Here is a 10,062-nt window from a genome sequence, read left to right as displayed (position 1 = left end):
CTGTCCATTCTAAAAACTATGACAAAACACAACAAAAATATACTACTAACAAAGGCTTCAAAAACTTTGTATAATGCTGTTAAAAAAAGATATCCAAAAGCAAAATATAATGAACAGGCGAAGGTTATTGTGATTCAGCAACATAAACAAAAACAAAAGAAAGGCAAGATACTGGTTTTGACAGCGGGAACATCAGATATTCCGGTTGCTGAAGAAGCAGTTACAACAGCAGAATTACTTGGTAACAAGGTTGAAAAGGTTTATGATGTAGGCGTAGCTGGTGTACATAGATTGTTTGATATCAGAGAAAAGATTTTTTCTGCTAATGTTATAATTGTTGTTGCAGGTATGGATGGTGCGCTACCAAGTATTGTTGGTGGCCTAACCTCAAAACCAGTTATCGCTGTTCCTACAAGCGTTGGATATGGTGCAAGTTTTAAAGGTGTTGCACCGCTTCTAACTATGCTGAATACTTGTGCTGAGGGAGTTGTTGTAGTAAATATAGACAATGGTTTTGGCGCAGGTTATTTCGCTAGCCTAGTCAATAGGTGAAAAAAATGGTTGTAGCATATTTTGATTGTTTCTCTGGAATCGCTGGTGATATGATTCTTGGTGCATTAATCGATGCAGGATTCAGGGTTTCTGTTTTAGAAAAAGAGTTAAAAAAACTTGATCTCAAAGGATACAAGATTAAAACGAGAAAGATATCATATAACCATATCACAGGAACTGATGTGAACATAGAGATAAAAGAGGTTCACAGTCATAGGAGTTTATCTGATATAAAAAATCTGATTAATAACAGTGGGTTAGACGAAAAAGTTAAACAACAGAGTATAAACATTTTTCAGCGTCTAGGTGAAGCAGAAAGCAAAGTTCACAATATACCAATTGAACAGGTTCATTTTCACGAAGTAGGAGCAGTTGATGCAATAATTGACATAGTAGGCTCAGTCATTGGAATAAATGCTTTAGGGATCACAGAAATTTATTGTTCTCCTCTACCAATGGGAAAAGGTTTTATTGAATGCTCTCATGGAATATTACCAATACCTGCACCTGCCACTGTTGAGTTAGTCAAAAGAGTACCTGTTTATTCTGATGAGAGAAAACAAGAGCTTGTGACACCAACTGGTGCAGCAATTATAACAACAGTTGCTAACCATTTTGGTAACATACCACTTATGAAAATAAATAAAATAGGTTATGGCAGTGGAAAAAACAAAAGCATTTACCCAAATTTGTTAAGGATTTTTCTAGGAGAATTGTACAAAGAGAAAAAATAAAGATATAAAGTAATCATGCAGTTTTTGATGGTAATTTAGATGTTTTTTTGTCGAGGGTTACTATAACAGCCCATACAACAAACATTGCCACAGTAATAGTTACTCCAAGGAGCAAATCAAAGAATATGTTTTCTCCTATCAAGAATAATTCTCCGTTCCAGAGATGATCAACTACTCCAAAGATTGCACCACCAAGAAGTAGTAAATTCAACCATAGATGATGAGTATTTGTTCTCCAGCTTACAACTTTTTTTCTTGTCGCATAGTGTACAATAGCTGCGACTGTAGGTACAGCATAACATACCATGTTTTTTTTCCTCCAATAATTGTTTTTTTAGGATAATTGCTTTTAAAATATATACTTTTTGGTAGCAAAAAATTTAAATTCGTGCCACGATTATCTGTAAAACGTGTTACTATGGCAGAAAAAATAACAAGATTTGGTGTATCAATAGAACCAGAACTTTTGAACAAATTCGACAAAATAATCAAGAAAAAAAGTTACACTAACCGCTCAGAGGCAATAAGAGACATAATAAGAAAAAACATAATCACTGAAGAAAGTTCGGACCCTGATGCAGTAGGATTAGGAACATTAACAATAATATATGACCATCGCGCTGGCCTGCTAACAAACAGACTACTTGAAATACAACATGACCATCACCACGAGATTTTAACAACCACACATATACATATTGACCATGATAACTGCCTAGAAGTGTTAGTACTAAGAGGAAAAACAGGAAATATACAAAAACTTGCAGATTCAATTAAGGCATTGAAAGGGATAAAACACGGTGAACTGGTATTAACAAAAAGTTCACCATAGAATTATTTTGTCTGTACCGCCTTGTTTAAATCTTTAACCAATGTTTTGATGTCTATACCGTGGATGCCAGCGATATCTTTTACTTTTTCAAATGATGCTGCAAGACAACCTATACAACCAACATTGTATTTTGCAAAAACCATTGCTGTCTCAGGGTATCTATCAATGACTTCCTTTATTGTCATATCCTCTGTAATTTTTTCTTTTGCCATTATTTTCACCTTTTGGTATAGCTGTTGTATTAAAATCTACCATATAATCCTTGTTGTCAAAAACAGGGTGAGGAGAGGACCGGACGGAGGTTTTCCGGGAGGAAAAAAGGTTGGGATCTCTCGAGTTTGAGGGCCGTCCGGTTTAGCTTAACAAAAAACCAAATGGTTCGTGCAACTATTTAAATTAAAAGAAGGGGTCGCTGAAAGTATTAAATTACAGGAGATTATACAGAAATCAAAAAATAGGAAAAGGATGCATATGGATAACTATGTTTTAATAATCCTACTCTACATCTTGGTTGGATTACTAGAGATTATAATGGGTATACCTTTGCTTTTGGAAAAGGTTAAACCAAACTGGTTTTATGGATTTAGGTTACCAAAAACACTTTCAAACAACGAAGTTTGGTATAAATCAAACAAATATGTTGGTAGAGATTTTGTCATAATGGGAATTATTATCTCGTTAATTTCTCTCTTTATGTTGATAGCAAGGGATAGTCTTTCAATTATTTTGATCGTCTATGTAGGTGCAGCATTACTAATAGGTTCTGTATTCATTGTTCTAATCAGAGGTTTTATTTACCTTAAAAAATTGTGATTTCTATATATCAAATAGAACCTGAACGTGATAAGGTTTTTTGTTTTTCACCTCAAGCATATGATACGTGACAGCTTTTATTTCTGTACCAACCTTGTGTTTGGATATATTGTATTTTTCACCAAAAACCTGCGCCCTCAAAGTCTTTTTCTTTTCATCAATTTCTACTTTAAAGAAACCAAAAACAAGGTTTTGAGAGGTATTTAAAAACAATAACTCAGACAACCAATCTACTAACAACTGTTCTAAATCAGGTGCATCTAATCTGATTTCATATTGACCTACTGATTCCACCTCTGATTTATCAGTTATAATATCAAACATGCCTTTTGCTGCGTTTTCAAAAGCCTCTGAGAGTGTTTTACCATATGCTCTTATGCCTATGTCTGCTGTATGCTCTATTATCTCATATTTATCCGGATTCATAACGATGCCTTGGATAAGATTCTTTTACAACCACAAGATGTTTTTTCTTCAATATCCTCTATTGTACTTTTCAATATTTTTGAAACAAAAGGTTCTTTCTTTTTGTATAAATTAGATATTTCATCAGCTGTTAGTTTGCTTTGCATACCAGCTGCCATGTTACAAACAACACATAGGGATGCATAACATATTCCTTTTTCTCTTGCTAAAACAATCTCTGGAACTGCGGTCATACCAACAATATCTGTGTATTGTGAGAAAAGTTTGATTTCAGCTGGTGTCTCTAATCGTGGCCCTTCTGTTGCAAGGTACACGCCTTTATCATGTAATTTAATAGCTGCACCTTGTTTTTTACATGATTTTATCAAAATGTCTCTTAGAGATAGGCAATAGGGACTAGTCATGTCAACATGGACTCTTTTTTCATCAAAAAAAGTGTATGTTCTTGATTTTGTGAAATCAACAAAATCATGAGGTACAACAAGGTCACCTGGTTTTATGTTTTTTTTCAAAGAACCAACTACACTGATTGCTAGGATACAATCAACGTGACATGATGATAACGCCCAAATATTACCAAGATAGTTTACCTTATGGGGAGGTAAATTTGATTGTTTACCATGGCGGTTTAACAAAAATATTTCATGATCATATAGTTTAGCTGATTCAATATTAACCTTACCATATGGTGTTTCTACTTCTATTTTTTCTGTTTTTTTCACAAAGTTTGGGATTCTATGACCATATATTACTCCGATTTTCATGTTGTCCACAAATCTCCTGTATATTGTAGCTGGTTTAAAGCGGTTTGTACAATAAATGTTTATCTGTTAAAAAGATATTACCTGTTTTTGTATGAAAGTTGCTGCATTGTTCTCAGGTGGAAAAGATTCTACATATGCTATTTATATAGCGCAGCAGTATGGCTGGGATGTAACAAAACTTGTAACTATAGTATCTGAAAACAAAGAGTCTTGGATGTATCATACATTAAATATTCACCTTACAGAACTACAAGCAGAATCAATGGGTATAACTTTGATTAAAAGAGTGACAAAGGGGAAAAAAGAAGAAGAGTTAAATGATTTGAAAGATGTACTAAAAAATCTTGATATCAACGGTGTGATTAGCGGAGCGTTAGCATCTGAGTACCAGCGTACACGTATAGAAAAAATCTGCTACGACTTGGGAATAAAATCATTTACACCGCTGTGGCATAAAAATCAAGAACTTATTTTAAGAGAGCAGGTTAATGCTGGTTTTAAAGCAGTAATAGTTGGTGTCTTCGCTAAGGGGTTTGATGAAACTTGGCTTGGTAGAAATATAGATGATAAATGTGTAGATGAATTAGTAAAAATATGTGATGGGCATAAAATAAATGTTGCTGGTGAGGGTGGTGAGTTTGAGACTCTTGTTTTAGATTGCCCGCTTTTTAAAAAAAGGCTTGTTCTTGATGATGTGTCAAAAGAATGGAATAGAGATAATGGCATAATGTTGGTTAAAAAAGCGCATCTTACAGAGAAATAAGTTTTTTTAGTAATCAATGTAGTGCAACGCTTTCATTTGCTGGAGGAACAAAAACAACCGTTGGTCAATATCTTTTTGATTTGGGAACTCTTTCGTTATTATGTCTAGTATCTGTTTCACATTGTTTCTACCATCACAGCTTTTCCAAACCAAGGAACCTATCCTGTCAAGGTTAGCAACAAAAATGTTATCCTTTTTTATGAAATTACAAAAAGATTTACCGAAGTTACTCTTGAACTTCGGCACTTTTATCCTAACAAGATCATCTTCTGTGTACCATTCGAAATCCAGTCGTCTTGGTACATATTGTAGAAACTCATCAACAGTAGGTAGTCTAGCCCTGTTCTTGTTTTTTCGCATATATTTCTCTCAATGGGATGTACGCCAGGAGAACTGCTATGAATATGAATACTATTATGCTAGGTAAGATTGGTGGGTAATTAAACATTGAAAGGTTTAGACCAAATATGATCAGGAATGCTACGGTAACACCCATCAGTGCTTCTCCAGCGATCATTCCAGCGGTGAGAAGAAGTCCTGTTCTTATAATCTTTTCTTTTGGTTTAACGTCAGTCTGTTTAATCGCCAATTCCCAATCGCTGATCTCTTCTTCAGCAGCAGAACCGTATTTCTTTGCAATGACTTTATCTGTAAAGTATCTAACTATACCACCAAAGAATATAGGTGTACTCAAAGTGAATGGTAGATATATACCAATAGCAACTGGTAAAACCGGTAAACCTATCAAAATTAATACAAACGCTAATACCATCCCTGCGACAACAAACGGCCAAACCATCTCTCCACCAAGAACACCTTTAACTATACCTTGCATGAGGAATGCTTGTGGCGCTGGTAAGCTTGGGCTACCTATATGATATGCTTGGTCAAGCGCCTGGACAATTATTGCTAGTATAGGAGCTGCACATGCCACGCCGATGATTTCAGCTATCTGCTGATTTCTTGGTGTAGCACCAATCATCTGACCACATGTCAAAGATTGTAGCACATCACCAGATATAGCTGCAGCGCAGCAGATAACAGCAGCTATGAGAATTGCTACACCATATGCACCAGTTCCACTAATTCCAAAACCTAATAAAATTAAGCAGGTTATAAGCAAAACTGAAACAGTTACACCAGATATCGGGTTATTAGATGAACCTAGTATACCTGCCATATAACCAGCGATTGCACTAGCTATGAAAGCAAAGAAAACAGCAAAAACAGCCATTAAAATAGAAACAATCCACAAACCAGATATCATACCATAAATCAAAGCTATCGGTATAGTAAGTATACCAATTAAAATGAATACGAGCTTAATATTTACATCTCTATCTGTCCTCTTTTTAACCTCACCCTGACCGCCTCTAATACCATGAACAGCTTCCTTGATTCCACTAGCAAGGTTCTTTCTGAGTTTAAATATAGTATATAGGCCGCCGACTACCATCGCCCCAACACCAATGTATCTAATGTATTTCCCCCATATCTGGAAGAAACCCCAAATCTGAGCGCCTATCTCTAGATTACCATTGCCAAAAGAAAGTGCATCAGCAATATCACCTGGGCTGATAGGAGTTGGTAAACCTGTTGCGAGTGCTATAAGAGGGGCAAGTATAACCCATCCAAGTAAACCACCAACGAAAACAAAAGCAGCAATCTTCGGTCCAATGATCCAACCAACACCTAGCAAAGCAGGTGATGCAGCTAACCCTCCATATAAAACCCCTGGTTTTTCCCCGCCACCAATGCTGTATTTACCTATGTTAGCTATACCATGGAGTGCACCACTAAACATGTTAAGTGCAACTTGACCGAATTTAAATAAGGCAGCAATGAGAGCACCAACAAGAAGCCAGATACCACTAACTTTACTTCCATCTTTCTTGGCTTTCTCAGAGGTTTCACCACCAACAGTTGTTGTGAGAACAGCAGCAACAGCTACTCCTTCTGGGAAAGGTAAATCTGTTTTGATAATCATAGCGCGCCTAAGTGGTATCATCCATAGAACACCAAGAGTACCACCAAGGAAAGCAATCACTGTTGTCTCAAACCAATGAACATCGCTCCAAGCCCCTATAAGAACGAGAGCAGGTATAGTAAAAATAACACCTGCTGCAAGTGCTTCTCCAGCAGCAGCACCCATCATACCAAGGTTAACCTCAAGTATAGTCCCTTTAAAAGGCCTCAAAAATGCAAAGGCCATAACTGCACCAGGAATAACAGCTGATACAGTCATACCCGCATACATACCAAGATATGCGTTTGCTGCACCAAGAATAACAGCGAGGATAGCACCAACCAAAACAGCTTTCAATGTCAGTTCAGGTATAATTTTACTAGCTGGTATAAATGATTTGAAATCTTCTCTTGACGACATGTATATTACCTAATAAAATAATATCTTATATTATTTATAAAACTATCGGTACAAATAATACCCCTTTTATATATAATAGGTTTAAATACACATATGATAAGATTGTATAATGAGATTATTATAAATCTAAGGAGTAACGCAAAATACCTGCCATACCACCAAATGCTCTAAAAAGCGAATCACCTTCTTCACTATCCTGAGATATGAGATAAACACTGCAACCTGTTTTCTCTGCGATATCAGACAACTCATCAATTAAATCTATCTTTTCAACAATCTCCATAGGAATAGATGAATTACATTTAGGGCAAGCAGGTTTAACAAAATTATTTAAAGCATCCTCATCAAGGGTTCTATCCTCAATATGACCACAAGATGGGCATTTAATTTTAACTCTATATTTCCTAAGGTTTTCTGAGAGTAACAAAGTGTCTAAGACACTCATCTCCAAAGCTTTACGTACCTGCTGTTCACCATAAACAGCGAGACTTTTATCGTTTTTTGTTATTTCCTGGAGGAACTGCTTCATGATCTTTTTTTCTTTCGCAATTTTTAAGTCGGTCATGGTTTCTGCTGCAGCAGCAACCAACTCCTTCAAACCATATTCATCAGTATAACCTGTATCAAAAATACCTATAATCTTCTTCTGAACCTCATAATGCAAGTAACCCTCGTCAACAAAATATTGTTTAGTCGGACCAGAACCGCCAACAATTATGCCCTTTAGTTTTTCTTCTGCTCTAAATATCTCACTTGCTCGCTCACCACATTTAACAAACCACTCATGAGCAGCTATCTCAGTTAGTCTTTCAAAACGCCGCTGAGATTGACCACCCCTACCATGTTTACCAGGGACCTGCGAAGTCATATAACGAAGCAACTCAACTCGGTTGCCTCTAAGCATACCAATAGTGCATTCTCGCCTATCCATCAATAAAAGCCCATATATTTCTTGCTCAGAAAACATCTGCTCCAAAGGCTCGGTATAAAACGTGGAATCGCATCTATATAGAAAAGTAATAACAGGCAGAGGAGGCTCTATAACATAGGCAACCATCTCTGTCTGATCACTACCAACACTCTTATGACCGACAAACATAGCAAGACCATTTTCTGGTGGTTTCTTAAAAGGCTTAAGCCTGTTCATTATAGACTCTATAGCAGAAACTACGTTTTTCCTAGTGGTTTTTGATTTTATGTTCTGTGACTGAGAATACTCGTTTCTGAGATAAGACATGACATCAAAAATCTGTTTTGTTGGCGGTATATACAAAGAGATTAACTCTGTATGCCTACCTCTGCATGACTTAAGCTCCTCGATTTTTCGTTTAAGATCATATGTTTGTCTCTGTGTCAGCTCAGTCATTTTTTGTTTTCCACCTTTCTAACATCCATTATTCAATTTAACATCTTTTAAAATTTAAATTATTTAGGTTGTTACAAAGCAAATAGTTCTCCGTTACCAGGTGTGTAAACCTCTGCGAAATCAGACATGGGTTTAACAAGCGCCTCTCTGTTATCGCTGTGGAATAAAACTATCTTCTTTGGGTTGCATCGTCTAGCAAACTCTACTAGCTCACTATGCCCTGCATGAGCAGAGAAATCAAAATACTGGACCTCGCATTGCACGTCTTCAGTGACACCATAAAAATCTAGTTTATGTTTATCCATAAGAAGTCTACCATTTGTCCCCTCAACCTGATAACCTGTTAGTAGAACCGCACTTTTCTTGTCGTTTTTCAACTTATTCATGTACCATAAAACAGGTCCACCATCAAGCATACCACTAGATGTCAATATAACCTCTGATTTCAACGCTAGTTTTCTACCATGATCTGAGTGTATTAGGTTTACCTCGTTAAATGCTTTTTTAAGATCAGCTACGTTCCTAAGTTCTTCTCTGTGTTTCAAAAAAATCTTTGTGACTTTTTTACCCATACCATCAAACCATATATTGTATCCAGAGTTTCTTAGTACCATGAGAAGTTCTTGGCTTCGTGAAACAGCAAAAGCAGGGATAACAGCAACACCTCCTCTGCCTACGACCTCATCGATTTTATCGAGAAACATTTTTTCTAGTTCACTACGCTTTGGATGTTCCCTACCAGCGTATGTGCCCTCAATGAATAGAATGTCACAACCCACTGGTTTTGCTCCCTTTACCAGCCTGGTATCTATAACATTCATATCGCCTGTGAAAAGAATCTTCTGGGAACCTGTTAACTCGAACATTAGTGAACCAGGTATATGCCCAGCTGAATGAAAACGGATCTCACTGTCTTCCCCGATTTCTCTTCTTTGGAATGGTGATACGTTTACAAAACTGTGTTCAGCATCCTTTATATCATTCCTATCAAAAGGAATGGAGTAACCATCTATCTTAGCAACCTTTATAGAGTCTTTAAACAGCAAATCACCGATTATTGCCGTAAGCTCAGTTGCAAAAACACTTAGATCACTCCTTGAGCACAGCCAGGGTATCATACCAGAATGGTCAAGATGCGCATGGGACAATAATGCTAAATCTACTGGTGGTGGAGGAAGCGGGTAACCAGGTGGTTTAGTAGGGGACATACCATACTCAAACAATAGTTTCATGCCATCCACCTCTAACACCAGAGCTAAGCTGCCTATCTCGCCGCTGCCACCAAGAAACTGAATTTTAATATTATTATTATTCATCTAAAATCAGAGGGGGAAAAGTAAACAAGAGTTGATTAATGTTTTGCTCTTGATCTTTTATTTTGACTTTAAGAACTGATTCTTCTCTACCAACAATTATAACCTTAGTG

Annotated in this window: 13 protein-coding genes; 5 read left to right on the top strand and 8 right to left on the bottom strand. The window is 36.6% G+C overall.

Annotated features, from left to right (window positions below; translation table 11 throughout):
* The coding region (larB, locus tag QHH19_05185; GenBank protein MDH7517719.1) for a nickel pincer cofactor biosynthesis protein LarB at nt 1–552 on the top strand (552 nt) is incomplete at its 5' end.
* 5 nt (nt 553–557) lie between these two features.
* Nucleotides 558–1,286, top strand: coding sequence for a nickel pincer cofactor biosynthesis protein LarC (gene larC / locus QHH19_05180; GenBank protein ID MDH7517718.1), 729 nt, complete (start codon nt 558–560; stop codon nt 1,284–1,286).
* A 13-nt stretch (nt 1,287–1,299) separates the two neighbouring features.
* Here the strand turns inward: larC and QHH19_05175 are convergent, their stop codons facing one another.
* Entirely contained in the window at nt 1,300–1,593 is a 294-nt protein-coding gene (locus tag QHH19_05175) for a hypothetical protein (GenBank protein ID MDH7517717.1), read from the bottom strand.
* Nucleotides 1,594–1,704: 111 nt separating this feature from the next.
* Here QHH19_05175 and nikR point away from each other — a divergent pair, with 111 nt between their 5' ends.
* The gene (nikR, locus tag QHH19_05170; GenBank protein ID MDH7517716.1) at nt 1,705–2,118 is read left to right on the top strand and encodes a nickel-responsive transcriptional regulator NikR; all 414 of its coding nucleotides are present in this window, start codon (nt 1,705–1,707) and stop codon (nt 2,116–2,118) included.
* 2 nt (nt 2,119–2,120) lie between these two features.
* Here nikR and QHH19_05165 read toward each other — a convergent pair whose 3' ends face one another.
* Nucleotides 2,121–2,330 (bottom strand): DUF1858 domain-containing protein, encoded by a 210-nt coding sequence (locus QHH19_05165; protein MDH7517715.1) that lies wholly within the window; start codon nt 2,328–2,330, stop codon nt 2,121–2,123.
* Nucleotides 2,331–2,589: 259 nt separating this feature from the next.
* On the opposite strand from QHH19_05165, the gene QHH19_05160 reads away from it, so the two are divergent.
* Nucleotides 2,590–2,931, top strand: a complete 342-nt coding sequence (locus tag QHH19_05160; GenBank protein MDH7517714.1) for an SdpI family protein — start codon at nt 2,590–2,592, stop codon at nt 2,929–2,931.
* Nucleotides 2,932–2,934: 3 nt separating this feature from the next.
* Here QHH19_05160 and QHH19_05155 read toward each other — a convergent pair whose 3' ends face one another.
* On the bottom strand, nt 2,935–3,357 hold the full coding sequence (locus QHH19_05155; GenBank protein MDH7517713.1) for an archease: 423 nt from the start codon (nt 3,355–3,357) through the stop codon (nt 2,935–2,937).
* Entirely contained in the window at nt 3,354–4,121 is a 768-nt protein-coding gene (locus tag QHH19_05150; protein ID MDH7517712.1) for an MTAP family purine nucleoside phosphorylase, read from the bottom strand. Before QHH19_05150 ends, QHH19_05155 begins: the two co-directional genes overlap by 4 nt.
* A 91-nt stretch (nt 4,122–4,212) precedes the next feature.
* Here QHH19_05150 and QHH19_05145 point away from each other — a divergent pair, with 91 nt between their 5' ends.
* On the top strand, nt 4,213–4,884 hold the full coding sequence (locus tag QHH19_05145) for a TIGR00289 family protein (GenBank protein ID MDH7517711.1): 672 nt from the start codon (nt 4,213–4,215) through the stop codon (nt 4,882–4,884).
* A gap of 6 nt (nt 4,885–4,890) precedes the next feature.
* On the opposite strand, the gene QHH19_05140 is transcribed toward QHH19_05145, so the two are convergent.
* From QHH19_05140 to QHH19_05125, 4 genes are all read right to left on the bottom strand, one after another.
* On the bottom strand, nt 4,891–5,244 hold the full coding sequence (locus QHH19_05140) for a PqqD family protein (GenBank protein MDH7517710.1): 354 nt from the start codon (nt 5,242–5,244) through the stop codon (nt 4,891–4,893).
* Nucleotides 5,219–7,270: an oligopeptide transporter, OPT family gene (locus QHH19_05135; GenBank protein MDH7517709.1), complete on the bottom strand. Its 2,052-nt coding sequence runs from the start codon at nt 7,268–7,270 to the stop codon at nt 5,219–5,221. The genes QHH19_05140 and QHH19_05135 overlap by 26 nt, the downstream gene beginning before the upstream one ends.
* A 118-nt stretch (nt 7,271–7,388) precedes the next feature.
* Nucleotides 7,389–8,636, bottom strand: coding sequence for a peptide chain release factor aRF-1 (gene prf1, locus QHH19_05130; protein ID MDH7517708.1), 1,248 nt, complete (start codon nt 8,634–8,636; stop codon nt 7,389–7,391).
* Nucleotides 8,637–8,707: 71 nt separating this feature from the next.
* Nucleotides 8,708–9,952 (bottom strand): MBL fold metallo-hydrolase, encoded by a 1,245-nt coding sequence (locus QHH19_05125; GenBank protein MDH7517707.1) that lies wholly within the window; start codon nt 9,950–9,952, stop codon nt 8,708–8,710.
* Between the last annotated feature and the right edge of the window lie 110 nt (nt 9,953–10,062).

Source organism: Candidatus Thermoplasmatota archaeon, from assembly GCA_029907305.1.
Lineage (GTDB): Archaea > Thermoplasmatota > E2 > DHVEG-1 > DHVEG-1 > JARYMC01.
Note: the sequence above shows the minus strand (reverse complement) of the source record. Positions and strands in the feature narration are given on the sequence as shown.

What these genes read in the sequence shown, in the direction of transcription:
- QHH19_05145 (MDH7517711.1), top strand. Translation starts at nt 4,213, where the DNA reads ATGAAAGTTGCTGCATTGTTCTCAGGTGGAAAAGATTCTACATATGCT.
- QHH19_05125 (MDH7517707.1), bottom strand. Translation starts at nt 9,952, where the DNA reads ATGAATAATAATAATATTAAAATTCAGTTTCTTGGTGGCAGCGGCGAG.
- nikR (MDH7517716.1), top strand. Translation starts at nt 1,705, where the DNA reads ATGGCAGAAAAAATAACAAGATTTGGTGTATCAATAGAACCAGAACTT.
- larC (MDH7517718.1), top strand. Translation starts at nt 558, where the DNA reads ATGGTTGTAGCATATTTTGATTGTTTCTCTGGAATCGCTGGTGATATG.
- QHH19_05150 (MDH7517712.1), bottom strand. Translation starts at nt 4,121, where the DNA reads ATGAAAATCGGAGTAATATATGGTCATAGAATCCCAAACTTTGTGAAA.
- QHH19_05160 (MDH7517714.1), top strand. Translation starts at nt 2,590, where the DNA reads ATGGATAACTATGTTTTAATAATCCTACTCTACATCTTGGTTGGATTA.
- QHH19_05175 (MDH7517717.1), bottom strand. Translation starts at nt 1,593, where the DNA reads ATGGTATGTTATGCTGTACCTACAGTCGCAGCTATTGTACACTATGCG.
- QHH19_05155 (MDH7517713.1), bottom strand. Translation starts at nt 3,357, where the DNA reads ATGAATCCGGATAAATATGAGATAATAGAGCATACAGCAGACATAGGC.
- prf1 (MDH7517708.1), bottom strand. Translation starts at nt 8,636, where the DNA reads ATGACTGAGCTGACACAGAGACAAACATATGATCTTAAACGAAAAATC.
- QHH19_05135 (MDH7517709.1), bottom strand. Translation starts at nt 7,270, where the DNA reads ATGTCGTCAAGAGAAGATTTCAAATCATTTATACCAGCTAGTAAAATT.
- QHH19_05165 (MDH7517715.1), bottom strand. Translation starts at nt 2,330, where the DNA reads ATGGCAAAAGAAAAAATTACAGAGGATATGACAATAAAGGAAGTCATT.
- QHH19_05140 (MDH7517710.1), bottom strand. Translation starts at nt 5,244, where the DNA reads ATGCGAAAAAACAAGAACAGGGCTAGACTACCTACTGTTGATGAGTTT.